Here is a 15,876-nt window from a genome sequence, read left to right on the forward strand (position 1 = left end):
TTATCTCAAAGCTATATGCCGCTTGCCTGATTCAATCCGGCGACGCCGTGATTGCCCTGGTTCATTTCTTCGAGTCGGGCCTTTCGTTCCGCCAACAGCCCGAGATAGTGCATGGCCACCATCGACCCGGCAATTGCCGTTATATCGGCGTGATCATAGGCTGGCGCAACCTCGACGACGTCGGCGCCGACGATATCGAGCTGGTTGATCTGGCGCAGCACCGACAGGATCTTTGCCGAAGACGGGCCTCCCGCGACCGGCGTTCCGGTGCCGGGCGCAAAAGCCGGGTCCAGGCAATCGATGTCGAAAGTAACGTAGGTCTTCTTGCCGCCCGTACGGTCGACGATGGCATACGCGATGTCCGACGCACGCATTTCCTCCACTTCATGGCCATACAGGATCTTGATACCGAACGTGTCGGGCGCATGGGTGCGGATGCCGATCTGGATCGACCGGTCGGGGTCGATGATGCCCTCCTTGACTGCACGGCCGACGAAGGAGCCGTGATCGATGCGCTTGCCGTCGTCGGGCCAGGTGTCCTGGTGTGCGTCGAACTGCACCAGAGCCAGCGGGCCATGGATGGCGGCATGCGCCTTGAGCAGCGGCCAGGTGACGAAGTGATCGCCACCGAGTGACAGCAGAAAGGCGCCGGATTTCAGGATCTTCGCCGCTTCGCGTTCGATCGTGGCAGGCGTCTTCTGGTGATTGCCGCTGTCGAGCAGGCAGTCGCCATAATCGACCACGGCAAGCTGTTCGAACAGATCGCGCGAAAACGGATATTGCGGATCGTTGTCGAGGATGGCCGAGGCGCGGCGGATTGCCTGCGGTCCGAAACGGGCGCCCGGCCGATTGGTGACCGCAGCGTCGAAGGGAATGCCCCACACCACCGCATCGGCGTCCTTCACGTCCTTCGAATATTTGCGCCGCATGAACGACAGGGCGCCGGCATAGGTCGGCTCGAACGACGCACCCGTCCTGGAGCGGGTGGTGAAGGCGTGATCGATGGTCCTTGGCGGCATGAAGCGATCTCCTGTGCGTCGACGCGCAACCTTATTGGACATAATTCTCAGAATTGCGACCCCTGCGGAGGATCATGGCCATTCGATCCGGTCACAAATCCTTGCTCGCCAGGCGAACCCGGCATGGCTCGCCAGGAGATTGCCTGGCAAGCAACCGAAAGTAGCCGCCGACGACTGCTTCGGCCGGCGCTGACCTGATTTTCCGGCATTTTGCAAGCCGGCTTCGTTCACTGGGGTGTCACGAGCGTCGCTTAACCGGGTGTCGATCCGGTACGGAGCGATTCTCATGCGAACGACTTGGCTGAGCCTTCTGCTTTCCGTCGCGCTGACGGTCCCACTTGGTCATGCGTCGGCAGGCGAAACGCGCGCGAGGCAGATACTCGACCGCTTCGAGCATGCCAACCAATGGCGCGACCATGTGATGGTGGCCGCGCACCGCGCCGGCGGCATGCAGGCCGGCAAGACGCTCTATCCCGAAAATTCGATCGCCGCCGTCGAGGCGTCGATCGCAATGGGCGCCGAAATCGTCGAGGTCGATATCAGGCGCTCGAAGGACGGACAGTTCGTCGTCATGCATGACAGTTGGCTCGACCGCACCACGACTTGCAAAGGTGAGGTCGACAAGCACACATTGGCCGAACTCAAGACGTGCCGGTTGGTGATCGAAGGCACCGGCGCCGTTACCGGCGAGACGGTCTCGACGTTGCGCGAGCTGTTGATGGCGACTAGGGACAGGATCCTCATCAATCTCGATAACAAGCTCGATACCGAAAGCCTGGCCGGCATGGTCGCGGTCGCGCGCGACCTCGGCATGGCCGAACAGGTGATCGTCAAGGAGAACCTGTGGGATGCGGAGAGGATCGCCACGGTTGCGGCCGCCATGGACGCGATCGAGGGCGGCTTCCAGTTCATGCCGATCATTGCCGACGATGCGGTTCACGACGCGATGTTTGCCGAAAAAGTCAGCCGGGCGTTCCCGGTGCGGGCGATCGAACTGATCAATTGGCGGGCCGGCGCCGAGACACTGACCGAGACCGGCGGCCCGCTGTTCAGCCCGCGCATGCGCGCGATCGCCGTGAGGGGCGACTGGCACATCTGGGCCGACACCTATGCCATCGTCAACAAGCCGGGCGGCTTCCTCGCCGGCGGCCGCGGCGACGAGCTGGCGGTCGCGGCCAGCCTGCCGCGCGAGACTTATGGTTTCTGGGTCGAGCGAGGCGCCACCATCATCCAAACCGACGAACCGAAGGCCGCCATCAGTTGGCTGGCGGCGAACGGTTTTCGCGTGCCCTATGCCGGTGAGAAGCGCCCGGCCGAGCCGGCCAACACGGCCAGCATCAACTAGACCGGCGCGGCGAGAACTGGATCTCCCTCTTGTGGGGACGATGCCCGGCAGGGCAGAAGGGCGCTGTCCCGCCGACCCCAGGCCGGCAGCGCCAAACTTTCGAAGGAACCCAGAAACAGAAAACCCGCCTCTGTGGGCGGGTCGTTGGAGCCAATTAGCACCACACCCAGATTAGTAGCATAGCTGCCGGCACAAAGCAAGAACAAAATGTGGCGTAGTGGCAGAAAAATGCGACGATCCTTCAGCGTCTCGGCTGTCCCGCCTGTAAGGTCGCGCGCCTTAGCTGTCGTGCCGGCAATCTTCCCCGCAAGGGAACCCACTTGGGGGAGATTGGCTCATCACTGCCTTCGGTAATCTACCCGCAGGCCGCCATTGCCACACCATCCAGCTCCTTGATGACATCGTCCGACAGTTCGAGGTCGGCAGCGGCGAGGTTCTCCCGCAGATGCGCGACGGCAGACGTGCCGGGGATCAGAAGAATGTTGGGTCCGCGGCGAAGCAGCCAGGCGAGCGCGACCTGCATGGGCGTGGCGCCGAGGCGTGCGGCGACCTTGGACAAGGTCGACGACTGCAACGGGTTGAAGCCGCCAAGTGGGAAGAACGGCACATAGGCGGTGCCGTCGTGGGCGAGATCGTTGATCAAGGCATCATCGCCCCGATGCGCCAGATTGTACTGGTTCTGCACGCAGACGATCCTGCACATCCTGCGGCCTTCGGCGATCTGTGCAGCGGTGACGTTGCTCAGCCCGATGTGGCGCACGAGGCCCTGTCGCTGGAGCTCGGCAAGCGTCGCAAGCGGCGCCTCGATCGACCCTTCGGCGGGGCCATGCGCGTCGAACATGACCCGAAGGTTGACCACCTCCAGCACGTCGAGTCCGAGATTGTGCAGATTGTCGTGCACCGCCTGTGTCAGCTCTTCTGCCGAGAAGGCCGGCAGCCATGAGCCATCCGTGCCGCGTCGGGCACCGATCTTGGTGACGATAACGAGGTCGTCGGGATAGGGTGCGAGCGCTTCGCGGATCAACAGGTTGGTCACGTGCGGGCCATAGAAGTCGCTGGTGTCGATGTGGTTGACGCCTTGTGCAACGGCTTCGCGCAGTACGGCCAATGCCGCGTCGTGGTCCTTTGGTGGGCCGAAGACGCCGGGCCCTGCGAGCTGCATGGCACCGTAGCCGAGCCGTCTCACCTTGCGGTCGCCGAGGATGAATGTGCCGGACTGGTCGACGCTGGACATGGTCTTTCTCCTTCAGGGATGGTGCAGAGATAGACGCTGTCCGATCTCATGATAATTGGGTACAATTCGCACGGGCTGTGCGGAATGACGAACAATGCAGATTGATCTCGGGGATCTGAACGCCTTCGTGGCCGTAGCGCGCGCCAAAGGCTTTCGCGATGCGGCACGCGCCAACGGCGGCAGTGCGTCCGGCTTGAGCGAGGCGGTACGCCGCCTGGAGACGCAGCTCGGTGTCAGGCTGCTCAACCGGACGACCCGCAGCGTCGTCCTGACGGAAGCTGGCGAAGGCCTGCTGGCGCGGCTCGGTCCTGCCTTGACCGAGGTGGAATCGGCCCTCGACGTAGTGAACGGCTTTCGCGACAGGCCGGCAGGTACGTTGCGCCTCAATGTGCCGGTCAGCGCGGCGCGGCTGGTACTGCCCAGCATCGTTCCGCCTTTTCTCGCCGCCTATCCGGGCATCCGGTTGGAGGTGATCTCGGAGGAGAGCTTCGTCGATGTGCTGGCGGCGGGGTGCGACGCCGGCATTCGCTATGAGGAGCGGCTGGAGCAGGACATGATCGCTGTGCCGATCGGACCGCGCGTGCAGCGCTTCGCCATCGCCGCCAGCCCGGCCTACCTGGATCGTCATGGCCGGCCGCAACACCCGCGCGACCTGCTCGGCCACGCCTGCCTGCGCGGCCGCTTTGCCAGCCGTGCGATGCCGCCGTGGGAATTCGAGCGCGACGGCGAGGTGGTGCGGGTCGACCCGACGGGGCCGCTTGTCGTGACCCTGGGCGGGGCGACTGACCTCAAAGTCGATGCAGCCATCGCCGGCACCGGCATCATCAGCCTGTTCGAGGATTGGCTACGCCCTCACTTCGAGAGCGGGGCGCTCGAACCGCTGCTTGAACCCTGGTGGCAGAGCTTCTCCGGGCCGTTCCTTTACTATCCCGGCCGGCGCCTCGTGCCGGCGCCGTTGCGGGCGTTCATTGACTTCATCAAGGCCTGAAGTCTGCCACCATGCGTGCGAGCCGCGCCCGATGGGGTGATTGGTGCCTCTTTTTGTGGAAAAGGCCGCCCGGAGGCGGCCTTTCGAAAACGTGTAATTGCGCAGCGCTTAACGCTTGGAGAACTGGAAGCTCCGGCGGGCCTTTGCCTTGCCGTACTTCTTGCGCTCGACGACGCGGCTGTCGCGGGTCAGGAAGCCACCCTTCTTGAGCACGGCGCGCAGCGCCGGCTCGTAATAGGTCAGCGCCTTGGAGATGCCGTGGCGCACGGCACCCGCCTGGCCGGAAAGGCCGCCGCCGATGACGGTGGCAACGATGTCGTACTGGCCGGCGCGATTGGCGGCGATGATCGGCTGGTTGAGGATCATCTGCAGCACCGGACGCGCGAAATATTCGGCGAACACCTTGTCGTTGACGACGATCTTGCCGGAGCCGGGCTTCACCCAGACGCGGGCGATGGCGTTCTTGCGCTTGCCGGTGGCGTAGGCGCGGCCCGACTTATCGAGTTTCTGGACGTGGACGGGTGCGGCCGGCTGGGTGTTGGTATTGCCGGTGGCAGCTCCGAGTTCTGCGAGCGAGGAAAGCTCAGCCATCTTACGAAACCTTCTTGTTCTTGGCGTTCAGCTTGGCCACGTCGAGGACGACAGGCTGCTGGGCGACATGCGGATGTTCCGTGCCTGCATAGACGCGGAGGTTCTTCATCTGGCGACGGCCGAGCGGGCCACGCGGGATCATGCGTTCGACGGCCTTCTCGACGACACGTTCGGGGAAACGACCCTCGAGCAGCTGGCGCGCGGTGCGCTCCTTGACGCCGCCGGGGTGGCCGGTGTGCCAGTAATAGACCTTGTCGGTGAACTTCTTGCCGGTGAACACCACCTTGTCGGCATTGATGACGATGACGTTGTCGCCGTCGTCGACGTGCGGGGTGAAGGTGGGCTTGTGTTTGCCGCGAAGATGATTGGCGATGACAGTGGCGAGACGGCCGACGACGAGACCCTCGGCGTCGATCAGCACCCACTTCTTCACCACATCCGCAGGCTTCTGCGAAAAGGTTGCCATGGATTGTTGCTTTCGGTTCGGACCTTCAAAAGAAGGCGTTTCTTGTTGCTTGGATTGGCGAAAGGCGCTTGCCCGCCGCCAATAACAAAACGGCGGCCTTTGCGGGCCGCTGTTCCGTGAGGGCTTATAGGAGAGGACGGCGACTGCGTCAAGGCGCGTGAAATGTCGGCAAGCTATCAAAATCCAGCAAAAACAATGCCTTGGGTTAAAGGTATTATTTTACCACACCATCAATCCGCTTTGGCGGGATCGAATAGGTGCCCGTTGCGTGCGCTACTGTGTGTCCCTCCGGGCCGGCGACGATGTCGATATCGAACACCATCAGGCTCTTGCCGAGCTTGAGGATGCGGCAATGGCCGTCGATCGGCCCGGCCTCGGCCTTGCGGACGAAATTGATGTTGAGACTGGTGGTGACCGAAAGCGCATCCGGTCCGGCATGCGAGAGCACGCAGACATAGCCGCCTATGTCGGCCAGCGTGAACAGCGCCGAACCCGACACGGTGCCGCCGGGACGCAAATGGCGCTCGTCGGCATTGAGTCGCACGACACAGCCGCCTGGAAACACCTCCAACGCCTCATAGAAGGTGAACTGGTCGTTGAGTTGCGGGAAAACGGTCGCCATCAGCGCGTTGACATCAGCAGCCGTCAGCACCGGCTTGAGGTTGCTTTGGGCAGGCATGTCGGTCCCTCGTTTGCGCCTGCCTGTATGAGCGTAGCGTGCTGTTTCTGGCTACAGCCATTCATTATGGCAGAAGCGGGGTGTTGGACGAAGCGAGACCGGCATACTAGATTAGTCGATCACCGATCCGGAATCGCGGAGGAATGACCCCATGGCCGAAATCGTTGCCATCAAACCTGCCGTTGCCGAAGGGCCGGTCGTCTCCAGGCTGGACAAGGGCGTGCTGCGCCTGACGCTTGCCAATCCGCCGGCCAATGCTCTTTCGCTTGCAGTGATGGCGGCGCTGATGGCGGAACTCGACCGCGCCAAGGCCGACAAATCCGTCCGCGTCATCGTGCTCGGGGCGGTCGGCAAGGTGTTCTGCGCCGGACACGACCTCAAGGAGTTGAGCGCGCACCGCGCCGATGCCGATCGCGGCAGGGGCTTCTTCGAAAAGACGTTTTCCGCCTGCGCTTCACTGATGCAGGCGATCGTTCGCCATCCTAAGCCGGTGATCGCCGAAGTCGACGGCCTGGCGACGGCGGCCGGATTGCAGCTGGTCGCCAGCTGCGATCTCGCCATCGCCTCGCACGAGGCGACCTTCTGCACGCCTGGCGTCAATATCGGACTGTTCTGCTCGACGCCGATGGTGGCGCTGTCGCGCAACGTCTCGCGCAAGCACGCCATGGAGATGCTTTTGACCGGCGAGACGATCGATGCGGCAACCGCCAAGGAATTCGGCTTGGTCAACCGCGTCGTGCCGCGCGAATATCTGAATCAGATTGTCACCAAATACGCGCAAACCATCGCGTCCAAATCCTCCCTGGTCGTCAAGATCGGCAAGGAAGCCTTCTACGAACAGGCAGAAATGGGGCTGGCCGAGGCCTATGATTACACCGGGCGCGTCATGGTCGAGAACATGCTGGCGCGCGATGCGGAAGAGGGCATCGGCGCCTTCATCGGCAAGCGCAAGCCGGAATGGCCGGAGGAATAGGAGGCGGATATGGAACCGCGCATCTCCATCATCACCATCGCCACCGACGATCTCGACCGTGCGACGCGCTTCTATGAGGCGATGGGCCTGACCCGCCATGCCGGGATCACCGACGGCGTTGCCTTCTTCCAGATGGGCGGCGCTGTTCTTGGCTTGTTTCCGCGCCCAAGCGCCGAAGAGGATTCGGGCGTCAGCTTCTCGAAGGCGCCGTCGGCCGTCTACCTCGCCTACAACACCCGCTCTGACGCCGAGGTCGACGAAGTGCTTGCGGCGGCTGAGAAGGCCGGCGGCAAGATCGTCAAGCCGGCCGGGCGCGCCTTCTGGGGCGGCTGGTACGGCTATTTCGCCGATGCGGACGGGCATGTCTGGGAAGTGGCGCACAATCCGGCTTTTCCGATCGCGGAAGACGGATCGATTTCGCTGCCGGCCTGACGGCTTTCCCTGGCCCATTGCAAGCCACTGACGCGGCTGTTGGCACCTCACTCCGAAGCGCTGTATGACGAGGCATGAACCACGACGCCTATGACAACGCCTATATCGCCGGCATCCTCAATTCGGTGAAGACCGTCGCCATGGTCGGCGCGTCGGCCAATGACGTGCGGCCGAGCTATTTCGTGCTGAAATATCTGCTCGGCAAAGGGTTTTCGGTGTTCCCGATCAATCCCGGCCAGGCTGGCAAGGCGATTCTAGGCCAGATGACCTATGCCAGGCTCGCCGACGTTCCAGGACCTGTCGATATGGTCGACGTGTTTCGCGCTTCCGCTGCTGTGCCGGGCGTTGTCGACGAGGTGCTGCGGCTCGATCCGCTGCCGAAGGTCATCTGGATGCAGCTTGGCATACGCCATGACGAGGCAGCCGCACGCGCCGAAGCCGCCGGCATCAAGGTGGTGATGAACCGTTGCCCCAAGATCGAATATGGCAAGCTGTCGGGCGAGATCGGCTGGACCGGCGTCAATTCCGGCGTGCTGTCGTCGAAGAAGCCGCTGATGCGGCCGGGATTCCAGAGTTTCGGCGTTCGCCAGAAGTAGGTAGTGAATAGTGAATGGTGAATAGAAGGATTTTTCTGGAAGGCGGGCAAGGCGGCATATGAGCCGCTTGCAATCAAGGTGGCGCTGGCCGACTTTGCCATTCACCATTCACCATTGAGGGAGGTTATTCGATGGCCCGCACGCCCGGTTTCAATACGCTCGCCGTCCATGCAGGCGCCAAGCCGGATCCGGCGACCGGCGCGCGAGCGACGCCGATCTACCAGACCACCTCCTTCGTCTTCGACGATGCCGACCATGCCGCCTCGCTGTTCGGGCTGAAGGCGTTCGGCAACATCTACACCCGCATCATGAACCCGACCCAGGCGGTGCTGGAAGAGCGCATCGCCGCACTCGAAGGCGGCACGGCAGGCCTTGCCGTCGCCTCCGGCCATGCCGCGCAGGTGCTGGTCTTCCACAATCTGATGCAGCCCGGCGACAATTTCGTTTCAGCGACCAAGCTTTACGGCGGCTCGATCAACCAATTCGGCCACGCCTTCAAGAATTTCGGTTGGCAGGTGCGCTGGGCCGACACCAATGACATCTCGACCTTCGAGAGCCAGATCGACGACAGGACCAAGGCAATCTTCATCGAGAGCCTGGCCAATCCGGGCGGCGTCTTCGTCGATATCGAGAAGATCGGCGACATTGCCCGCAAGCACGGCCTGCCGCTGATCGTCGACAACACGCTGGCCTCGCCCTATCTGCTGCGGCCGATCGAACATGGCGCCGACATCGTCGTGCATTCGCTGACCAAGTTCATCGGCGGTCACGGCAATTCGATCGGCGGCGCCATTGTCGACGGCGGCACGTTCGATTGGTCGAACTCGGGCAAATATCCGATGCTATCGGAGCCGCGCCCCGAATATGGCGGCCTCGTCCTGCACGAAACCTTCGGCAACTTCGCCTTCGCCATCGCTGCTCGCGTGCTTGGCCTGCGCGACATCGGCGCGGCGATTTCGCCGTTCAACGCATTCCTTATCCTGACCGGCCTGGAAACCTTGCCGCTCAGGATGCAGCGCCACTGCGACAATGCGGCGGCGGTCGCCGGATGGCTTTCCAACCATCCCAAGGTCGCCTGGGTGTCCTATCCCGGCCTGCCCAGCGACAAGAACAATGCGCTGCAGAAGAAGTACTCGCCGCTTGGCGCCGGCGCGGTGTTTACTTTCGGGCTGAAGGGCGGCTATGCCGCGGGCATCAAGTTCGTCGAGGCGCTCGAGCTGTTCTCGCACCTGGCCAATGTCGGGGACACCAAGTCGCTGGTCATTCATCCGGCATCGACCACGCATCGCCAGCTTTCCGACGAGCAGAAGATCAACGCCGGGGCGGGGCCGGACACGGTCAGGCTTTCGGTCGGTATCGAGGACGTCAACGACATCGTCGCCGATCTGGAACAGGCCCTCGCCAAGGTTTGATCGCCATGACCACGCCGAAATTTCTGTCCGTCGACATCGACGCCGTCGAAGCCGAGCATGGCGCACCGGCGCCGGATCGCCTGATTTCAGGCGAACCGAAATTCCGCACCTGGAATGTCGAGGAACAGGACGGTGGCCTTTATGCCGGCATCTGGGAAGCAACGCCGGGCAAATGGCGCATCGAATATGACGAATGGGAGTTCTGCCACATCCTGTCAGGGGTTTCGGTGATCGCCGAAGACGGCGGCGATGCGCGCACCGTCAAAGCCGGCGATAGTTTCGTGCTGAGGCCGGGTTTCAAGGGGAGCTGGGAAGTGCTTGAAACGACTCGCAAGGAGTATGTGATTAGGCTTTGATCACCCCTGCCGGACCGAATGCTCAGAAGTGTACGGCGAGCGTTTCCAGGCCGTGGAAATGATAGGTGTCGCGGAAGCGCGGCTGTTCGGCAAGACGGAGCCGTGGCAGGCGTTCGAACAAGGTTTTCAGCGACACCTGCAATTCGAGCCGGGCGAGCGGCGCGCCGATGCAGAAATGGATGCCGGCGCCGAACGATACGTTCTTCTGGTCGGCACGGTCCGGCCTGAAGGCGAGGGGCTCGGCAAACGCAGTAGGGTCGCGATTGGCCATGCCGAGCAACAGCCCGATCGTCTCGCCCGGCTGGACGATGATCCCCGGCCCGGCCTCGACCTCCTGATAGGCGTAGCGCGTGAACATGTGCAGCGGCGCGTCGAAGCGCAGGCACTCTTCGACCGTCGCGGCTGTTGCTTCCGGTGAGGCGAAGAAGCGGCGCGGGTCGCCGCCTTGCGCAAGGATCGAGCGCACCGCATTGCCGGTCTGGTGGACAGTTGCTTCATGGCCGGCATTGAGCAAAAGGATGGCCGAGGATACCAGCTCGTCCTCCGACAGTTTCTGGCCGTCCTCCTGTGCCGCAATCAGCAGCGACAGAAGATCCTCGCCCGGCCTCTTTCGCCGCTCGGCGACGTAGCCGCGCAGAAAATCGGAAAAGTCGCGCGCGGCGCGATTGGCCGTGTCCTCCGTCTCGCGGGTGCGGCCATGCATGTACATGGCGACCATCCGATGCGACCAGTCGAGCAGCTGCGGCCCCATGTCGACCGGCACGCCGAGCATCTCGGCAATGATGGTGATCGGCAAGGGAGCGGCGAAAGCCGGCAGCAAGTCGACCCGGTCCGGCTCGAAACGGTCGATCAGTTCGTTGGCCAACGTCTCGACGCGCGGCCTGAGCCGCTCGACCTGGCGCGAGACGAAGGCGCGGTTGACCAGCGTTCTGAGCCGTGTGTGGACAGGCGGCTCCAGCTCCAGCATCGAATTGGCCTCGATGCCGTCGAACGCGCTGAGGTGCGTGCGGTCCTGACCGATGCCTCGGCTGTCCGGAATGCCGGCCGGGTTCTGCCGGCCGAAGCGGCGATCGCGCAGCAGCCGGTTGACGTCGTCGAAGCCGCCAAAGCACCAGAAACCAAACTCCTCCCAGAAGAAGGCGTTCGATGCGCCATGCAGGAAGGCATAGGCTTCGTAAGGGTTCTGGAAAAAAGCCGGTTCGTGCGGATCGAGCCGCAGGCGGCGGGAGGCTGGATCAAAGGCAAGATAGGGCGGCTTCAATTCGGTCATGCCAGATCATTAGCGCGGCTTGCCAGTCTGGTGCCAGACCGTATGTTGGCCCTCCCGTGAGGTGAGCCGCCGAAGCGGTTGCGGAAGGACGGTTTTCATGAATGTGATCGTGGTCGGTGCAGGCATTGCCGGGCTTTCCACGGCCTGGTCGCTGGTCAAGGCCGGGCACCTCGTCTCGATCGTCGAGCAGGGACCGATCCCCAATCCGCTCGCCGCCTCCGGCGACCATCATCGCATCATCCGCCGCGCCTACCGGGCCGGAACGGGCTACGGCCGGCTGATCACCGAAGCCTATGAAGCTTGGGATGAGATGTGGGCCGATCTCGGTGAAACCCATCTCGATCCGCGCGGCTTCATCTGCATTTCGCGCCAGCCGGGAGACGAGGCCGAGGAATACCGAGAAGGCATGGAAGCCGGGAACTACGCGTTCGAATTGTTCGAGCCGGATGCCGCGGTCGAACGCTGGCCGTTCCTAGAACCTGGTTCATTCCGCTATGCGTATTTTTCGCCGGACGGCGGCGCGCTGCACTGCCGCAAGATCGCTGCGGGCCTCGCCAGGTGGCTGCGCGCGAACGGCGCCAATGTCTATGAGAACAGCAAGGTGGTCGAGATCGACGCCGAGGCCGGGCATGTCGTCCTGGCGGGCGCCGAAACGATGCAGGCCGACCGGATCGTCGTCGCTGCCGGCGCCTGGGCGCTAAAACTGTTCCCGGAGCTGGATGGCGAGCTGAAAACCTGGCGCACCGCGCTCGCCTATGTCGAACCGCCGGCGGACCTGAAAGCGGTCTGGCAGGCAGCACCGGTCGTCCTCAACATCGGCGGCACTGTCGATGGCTACGCCATCCCGCCCTCGGGCGGGGCCGGCATGAAATTCGGCTCAGGCCTGCACAGGGTGCCGACCAGCGATGCCGACTGGAACCGTCAGGCGGTACCGGGCGAGGGTGAGGCGATCCGCAACCTGTTTTCGCCGCCGATTGCCCGTATCGAGGAGTACAAGGTCACCCAAGTGGTCACCTGCGCCTACACCTTCACCGCCGACGAGAAATTCCTGGCTCACCAGAAAGGCAGATGCCTGGTCGTCTCGGCCTGCTCCGGCCACGGCTACAAGTTCGGCGCGGCAGTCGGCAGAAGGGTTGCGGCCTACGTCGGCAACGGCGATGTCGATGGCCTGAAGAAATGGCTCAGGGCGGAGGTGGCCTGAGCGCTAATACTGGCAATGCCTCGGAATATGCACGCGGCGCCAGCTGGATGAGCCCTCCCTGACCACCACGCGGCGGGCCACTGTCTGATAAGACGCCGGAATGTCGATGATGCGCCGTTGCTCCGGCCGCACGAGAACCTCTTCGGCGACGCCCTCGTATTCGGCGGGGAGGACAACGCGCCGCCGGCGTTCCGGCTCAACCACGACGATCTCGGCCACGCGTTCATAGCGCGCCCTGTGCCTGACCTTGCACAGCACCTTGCGGCCATGAATGATGCGCCATTCCCAGGAATAGCCGCCGTCATTGACCCTCACGGTGCGGTAGATGGTGCGGGTGATGGCGGGCACGATCTCGTAGCTGACGCGCGCCGGCGCGATCTGCACCACGCGCTCGCGCGTCCCATAGATCGGCGCTTCATACTGCACCTGCTGGCCGGCTGGGCTGACGAGCACGTCCTCATAGACCGTGTCGTAGACGGCTGGCCGATTGACCTGCTCGTAGCATTCGACCGCGCGTCCGCCGGCAGCCGTTTCGGACGCCATGCCGAGAACGCTGATGCCGGTAAGGGCCAAGGAAGCAACTTTCTTGATCATCGCACTCCCCCTGTTTGAACTGCGTGAAGCGAGTTCAACGTTGAATTGTAGGGCTAGCCGTGGCCGGAAAAAGCGGTTTCACCACTTTTCGTTAAGCGATGCGGTTAAGAAACTGCTAAACAACGGCCAAGCATGAGCGCCCCTTCCCACGGCAGGAGAGGGGCTACAGGCACGGCGACAGGCGAAACTGGTTCGGAAACCTTGATTCGACTTAACCGGATGGCTAGGAGAGGCGGCCTTGCGCTAGGGTGAGCCGGCATCCTATTTACACAATAACGATCCAGAACCGATTCTGCCCGATTGCAAATCTCCGGCGCCGGAATCCCATCCTCAAAAAGGGATAGTCCATGAAGAACCCCGTCGAAACCTACATGAACCTCGTTCCGATGGTGGTCGAACAGACCAATCGCGGCGAGCGGGCCTACGACATTTTCTCGCGGCTCCTCAAGGAGCGCATCATTTTCATCACCGGGCCGGTGGAGGATGGCATGGCGACGCTGGTCTGCGCGCAGCTGCTGTTCCTCGAGGCGGAGAATCCGAAGAAGGAAATCAACCTCTATATCAACTCGCCCGGCGGCGTCGTCACCTCCGGCATGGCGATCTACGACACCATGCAGTTCATCAAGCCTGCCGTGTCGACGCTCTGCATCGGTCAGGCCGCCTCGATGGGCTCGCTGCTCTTGACGGCGGGCCACAAGGACATGCGCTTCGCCACGCCGAACGCCCGCATCATGGTCCACCAGCCTTCCGGCGGCTTCCAGGGCCAGGCTTCCGACATCGAGCGCCATGCCCAGGACATCATCAAGCTGAAGCGCCGCCTCAACGAGGTTTACGTCAAGCACACCGGCAAGAGCTACGATGAGATTGAAAAAACGCTCGACCGTGACCATTTCATGACTGCCGACGAGGCGAGGGATTTCGGCCTCATCGACAAGGTCATTTCGTCACGTGAGCCAGTCGAAGGTATTGCCTTATAGGCCCGCGGTGGCCCTGCGGTGGCAATGAGTGGCGGGATCACGCGCTTTTGGCACAGCTTGCGGCATTTCGGCCACAATTGGCTGTTCCCTCGACGGGTGCAATTGCCTACGTTAAGGCTATGTTGATTTTCGACGGCTTAGCTTTGCGTGGGGTTGTTCGAATCATTGCCCCGTTTTCCGATTTGTGTTTCGTACGGAATGCGTTGCGGGAGCCGGGGCACTGGCGGCAGCGGATTCCCGCGATAGATTGAATATGCGCCCTTTCAACCAGACCATCGGCGGGCGGCCATGAAAGGACAGGAAAATGAGCAAGGTCGGCAACAACAGCGGTGATTCCAAGAACACGCTTTATTGCTCGTTTTGCGGCAAAAGCCAGCACGAAGTGCGCAAGCTGATCGCCGGGCCGACGGTGTTCATCTGCGACGAATGCGTCGAACTGTGCATGGACATCATCCGCGAGGAGAACAAGACCTCGATGGTGAAGTCGCGCGAGGGCGTGCCGACCCCGCAGGAAATCCTCAAGGTTCTCGACGACTACGTCATCGGCCAGCCCTACGCCAAGCGCGTGCTGTCGGTGGCCGTCCACAATCACTACAAGCGCCTCGCCCATGCCGGCAAGAACAACGACGTCGAGCTGGCGAAGTCGAACATCCTGCTGATCGGCCCGACCGGCTGCGGCAAGACGTTGCTGGCGCAGACGCTGGCCCGCATCATCGACGTCCCCTTCACCATGGCCGACGCGACGACGTTGACCGAGGCCGGCTATGTCGGCGAGGACGTCGAAAACATCATTCTGAAGCTGTTGCAGTCGGCCGACTACAATGTCGAGCGCGCCCAGCGCGGCATCGTCTATATCGACGAGATCGACAAGATCTCGCGCAAGTCGGACAATCCCTCGATCACCCGCGACGTGTCGGGCGAGGGCGTGCAGCAGGCACTTTTGAAGATCATGGAAGGCACCGTCGCCTCCGTGCCGCCGCAAGGCGGCAGGAAGCATCCGCAGCAGGAATTCCTGCAGGTCGACACCGCCAACATCCTGTTCATCTGCGGCGGCGCTTTCGCCGGCCTGGACAAGATCATCTCGGATCGCGGCAGGAAGACCTCGATCGGTTTCGGCGCCATCGTCGCTTCGCCCGAGGATCGCCGCACCGGCGATGTTTTCCGCCTGGTCGAGCCTGAGGATCTCTTGAAGTTCGGCCTCATTCCCGAGTTCGTCGGCCGTCTGCCTGTCCTGGCGACGCTGGAGGATCTCGACGAGCCGGCACTGATCCAGATCCTGACCGAGCCGAAGAACGCGCTGGTCAAGCAGTATCAGCGGCTGTTCGAGATGGAGAATGTCGACCTGACCTTCCACGAGAACGCGCTCTCGGCGATCGCCAAGCGCGCCATCGAGCGCAAGACCGGCGCGCGCGGCCTGCGTTCGATCATGGAAGCGATCCTGCTCGACACCATGTTCGAGCTGCCGGCGCTGGAAGGCGTGCGCGAAGTGGTTATTTCGGAAGAGGTGGTGTCAGGCAACGCCCGGCCGCTCTACATCTATTCCGAGCAGAAGGAAAAGAAGGGCAACGTCAGCGCCTGACGTGAGCCGGCAATGGATTTTTTTTCCGAAACGGCGCCGCAGGGCGCCGTTTTGCTGTCGCAGACCGCGTACGGCGCCGCGTAATGGCTGCGGATTGGAGGGACGGACCGTGTTGACCCTTGATCTTTACCCCCCGTGCCTCCAACTAATGGCAGAAGGCCGTG

At 62.7% G+C, this 15,876-nt stretch carries 17 protein-coding genes; 10 read left to right on the top strand and 7 right to left on the bottom strand.

Annotation, left to right across the window (positions count from 1 at the left end):
- Positions 1 to 11 precede the first annotated feature (11 nt).
- On the bottom strand, positions 12 to 1,019 hold the full coding sequence (gene speB, locus NKI58_RS09415) for an agmatinase (protein ID WP_352449331.1): 1,008 nt from the start codon (positions 1,017 to 1,019) through the stop codon (positions 12 to 14).
- Between the two features lie 286 nt (positions 1,020 to 1,305).
- Here speB and NKI58_RS09420 point away from each other — a divergent pair, with 286 nt between their 5' ends.
- Positions 1,306 to 2,364 carry a glycerophosphodiester phosphodiesterase family protein gene (locus tag NKI58_RS09420; RefSeq protein ID WP_352456604.1) on the top strand — a complete coding sequence of 353 codons (1,059 nt, stop codon included), beginning with the start codon at positions 1,306 to 1,308 and terminating at the stop codon, positions 2,362 to 2,364.
- Positions 2,365 to 2,719: 355 nt separating this feature from the next.
- On the opposite strand, the gene NKI58_RS09425 is transcribed toward NKI58_RS09420, so the two are convergent.
- On the bottom strand, positions 2,720 to 3,598 hold the full coding sequence (locus tag NKI58_RS09425; RefSeq protein ID WP_352456605.1) for an aldo/keto reductase family oxidoreductase: 879 nt from the start codon (positions 3,596 to 3,598) through the stop codon (positions 2,720 to 2,722).
- A 94-nt stretch (positions 3,599 to 3,692) separates the two neighbouring features.
- Here NKI58_RS09425 and NKI58_RS09430 point away from each other — a divergent pair, with 94 nt between their 5' ends.
- Positions 3,693 to 4,586 carry a LysR family transcriptional regulator gene (locus NKI58_RS09430; protein ID WP_352456606.1) on the top strand — a complete coding sequence of 298 codons (894 nt, stop codon included), beginning with the start codon at positions 3,693 to 3,695 and terminating at the stop codon, positions 4,584 to 4,586.
- A 108-nt stretch (positions 4,587 to 4,694) separates the two neighbouring features.
- On the opposite strand, the gene rpsI is transcribed toward NKI58_RS09430, so the two are convergent.
- The 3 genes from rpsI to NKI58_RS09445 all read right to left on the bottom strand — a co-directional run bounded on the left by rpsI (position 4,695) and on the right by NKI58_RS09445 (position 6,322).
- A complete protein-coding gene (rpsI, locus tag NKI58_RS09435) occupies positions 4,695 to 5,177 on the bottom strand; it encodes a 30S ribosomal protein S9 (RefSeq protein WP_023674644.1) in 483 nt (160 codons plus the stop codon).
- Position 5,178: 1 nt separating this feature from the next.
- On the bottom strand, positions 5,179 to 5,643 hold the full coding sequence (gene rplM, locus NKI58_RS09440) for a 50S ribosomal protein L13 (RefSeq protein ID WP_023674645.1): 465 nt from the start codon (positions 5,641 to 5,643) through the stop codon (positions 5,179 to 5,181).
- A gap of 214 nt (positions 5,644 to 5,857) precedes the next feature.
- Complete coding sequence (locus NKI58_RS09445; RefSeq protein ID WP_023674646.1) at positions 5,858 to 6,322, bottom strand: PaaI family thioesterase; 465 nt, start codon at positions 6,320 to 6,322, stop codon at positions 5,858 to 5,860.
- A gap of 151 nt (positions 6,323 to 6,473) precedes the next feature.
- Between NKI58_RS09445 and NKI58_RS09450 the strand changes: the two genes are divergently transcribed.
- The 5 genes from NKI58_RS09450 to NKI58_RS09470 all read left to right on the top strand — a co-directional run bounded on the left by NKI58_RS09450 (position 6,474) and on the right by NKI58_RS09470 (position 10,091).
- Positions 6,474 to 7,295: an enoyl-CoA hydratase gene (locus NKI58_RS09450; protein WP_352456608.1), complete on the top strand. Its 822-nt coding sequence runs from the start codon at positions 6,474 to 6,476 to the stop codon at positions 7,293 to 7,295.
- 9 nt (positions 7,296 to 7,304) lie between these two features.
- Complete coding sequence (locus tag NKI58_RS09455; protein WP_352786428.1) at positions 7,305 to 7,727, top strand: VOC family protein; 423 nt, start codon at positions 7,305 to 7,307, stop codon at positions 7,725 to 7,727.
- A 74-nt stretch (positions 7,728 to 7,801) separates the two neighbouring features.
- On the top strand, positions 7,802 to 8,323 hold the full coding sequence (locus tag NKI58_RS09460; RefSeq protein WP_352786430.1) for a CoA-binding protein: 522 nt from the start codon (positions 7,802 to 7,804) through the stop codon (positions 8,321 to 8,323).
- Positions 8,324 to 8,454: 131 nt separating this feature from the next.
- Entirely contained in the window at positions 8,455 to 9,735 is a 1,281-nt protein-coding gene (locus NKI58_RS09465; protein WP_352786432.1) for an O-acetylhomoserine aminocarboxypropyltransferase, read from the top strand.
- A 5-nt stretch (positions 9,736 to 9,740) separates the two neighbouring features.
- The gene (locus tag NKI58_RS09470) at positions 9,741 to 10,091 is read left to right on the top strand and encodes a cupin domain-containing protein (RefSeq protein ID WP_352786434.1); all 351 of its coding nucleotides are present in this window, start codon (positions 9,741 to 9,743) and stop codon (positions 10,089 to 10,091) included.
- 22 nt (positions 10,092 to 10,113) lie between these two features.
- Here the strand turns inward: NKI58_RS09470 and NKI58_RS09475 are convergent, their stop codons facing one another.
- Entirely contained in the window at positions 10,114 to 11,361 is a 1,248-nt protein-coding gene (locus NKI58_RS09475) for a cytochrome P450 (RefSeq protein ID WP_352786436.1), read from the bottom strand.
- Positions 11,362 to 11,458: 97 nt separating this feature from the next.
- Between NKI58_RS09475 and NKI58_RS09480 the strand changes: the two genes are divergently transcribed.
- Positions 11,459 to 12,562: an NAD(P)/FAD-dependent oxidoreductase gene (locus NKI58_RS09480; RefSeq protein WP_352786438.1), complete on the top strand. Its 1,104-nt coding sequence runs from the start codon at positions 11,459 to 11,461 to the stop codon at positions 12,560 to 12,562.
- Positions 12,563 to 12,565: 3 nt separating this feature from the next.
- Here NKI58_RS09480 and NKI58_RS09485 read toward each other — a convergent pair whose 3' ends face one another.
- Positions 12,566 to 13,156, bottom strand: a complete 591-nt coding sequence (locus NKI58_RS09485; protein WP_352786440.1) for a hypothetical protein — start codon at positions 13,154 to 13,156, stop codon at positions 12,566 to 12,568.
- A 347-nt stretch (positions 13,157 to 13,503) separates the two neighbouring features.
- Here NKI58_RS09485 and NKI58_RS09490 point away from each other — a divergent pair, with 347 nt between their 5' ends.
- Complete coding sequence (locus tag NKI58_RS09490) at positions 13,504 to 14,133, top strand: ATP-dependent Clp protease proteolytic subunit (RefSeq protein WP_023674655.1); 630 nt, start codon at positions 13,504 to 13,506, stop codon at positions 14,131 to 14,133.
- Between the two features lie 304 nt (positions 14,134 to 14,437).
- The gene (gene clpX / locus NKI58_RS09495) at positions 14,438 to 15,712 is read left to right on the top strand and encodes an ATP-dependent Clp protease ATP-binding subunit ClpX (protein ID WP_006332719.1); all 1,275 of its coding nucleotides are present in this window, start codon (positions 14,438 to 14,440) and stop codon (positions 15,710 to 15,712) included.
- Positions 15,713 to 15,876 lie beyond the last annotated feature (164 nt).

It is taken from the genome of Mesorhizobium sp. M0522 (genome assembly GCF_040321085.1).
Lineage (GTDB): Bacteria > Pseudomonadota > Alphaproteobacteria > Rhizobiales > Rhizobiaceae > Mesorhizobium.

Bases quoted from the DNA above. Each gene is read 5' to 3' on its own strand.
- speB (WP_352449331.1), bottom strand. From the start codon at position 1,019: ATGCCGCCAAGGACCATCGATCACGCCTTCACCACCCGCTCCAGGACG.
- NKI58_RS09420 (WP_352456604.1), top strand. From the start codon at position 1,306: ATGCGAACGACTTGGCTGAGCCTTCTGCTTTCCGTCGCGCTGACGGTC.
- NKI58_RS09425 (WP_352456605.1), bottom strand. From the start codon at position 3,598: ATGTCCAGCGTCGACCAGTCCGGCACATTCATCCTCGGCGACCGCAAG.
- NKI58_RS09430 (WP_352456606.1), top strand. From the start codon at position 3,693: ATGCAGATTGATCTCGGGGATCTGAACGCCTTCGTGGCCGTAGCGCGC.
- rpsI (WP_023674644.1), bottom strand. From the start codon at position 5,177: ATGGCTGAGCTTTCCTCGCTCGCAGAACTCGGAGCTGCCACCGGCAAT.
- rplM (WP_023674645.1), bottom strand. From the start codon at position 5,643: ATGGCAACCTTTTCGCAGAAGCCTGCGGATGTGGTGAAGAAGTGGGTG.
- NKI58_RS09445 (WP_023674646.1), bottom strand. From the start codon at position 6,322: ATGCCTGCCCAAAGCAACCTCAAGCCGGTGCTGACGGCTGCTGATGTC.
- NKI58_RS09450 (WP_352456608.1), top strand. From the start codon at position 6,474: ATGGCCGAAATCGTTGCCATCAAACCTGCCGTTGCCGAAGGGCCGGTC.
- NKI58_RS09455 (WP_352786428.1), top strand. From the start codon at position 7,305: ATGGAACCGCGCATCTCCATCATCACCATCGCCACCGACGATCTCGAC.
- NKI58_RS09460 (WP_352786430.1), top strand. From the start codon at position 7,802: ATGAACCACGACGCCTATGACAACGCCTATATCGCCGGCATCCTCAAT.
- NKI58_RS09465 (WP_352786432.1), top strand. From the start codon at position 8,455: ATGGCCCGCACGCCCGGTTTCAATACGCTCGCCGTCCATGCAGGCGCC.
- NKI58_RS09470 (WP_352786434.1), top strand. From the start codon at position 9,741: ATGACCACGCCGAAATTTCTGTCCGTCGACATCGACGCCGTCGAAGCC.
- NKI58_RS09475 (WP_352786436.1), bottom strand. From the start codon at position 11,361: ATGACCGAATTGAAGCCGCCCTATCTTGCCTTTGATCCAGCCTCCCGC.
- NKI58_RS09480 (WP_352786438.1), top strand. From the start codon at position 11,459: ATGAATGTGATCGTGGTCGGTGCAGGCATTGCCGGGCTTTCCACGGCC.
- NKI58_RS09485 (WP_352786440.1), bottom strand. From the start codon at position 13,156: ATGATCAAGAAAGTTGCTTCCTTGGCCCTTACCGGCATCAGCGTTCTC.
- NKI58_RS09490 (WP_023674655.1), top strand. From the start codon at position 13,504: ATGAAGAACCCCGTCGAAACCTACATGAACCTCGTTCCGATGGTGGTC.
- clpX (WP_006332719.1), top strand. From the start codon at position 14,438: ATGAGCAAGGTCGGCAACAACAGCGGTGATTCCAAGAACACGCTTTAT.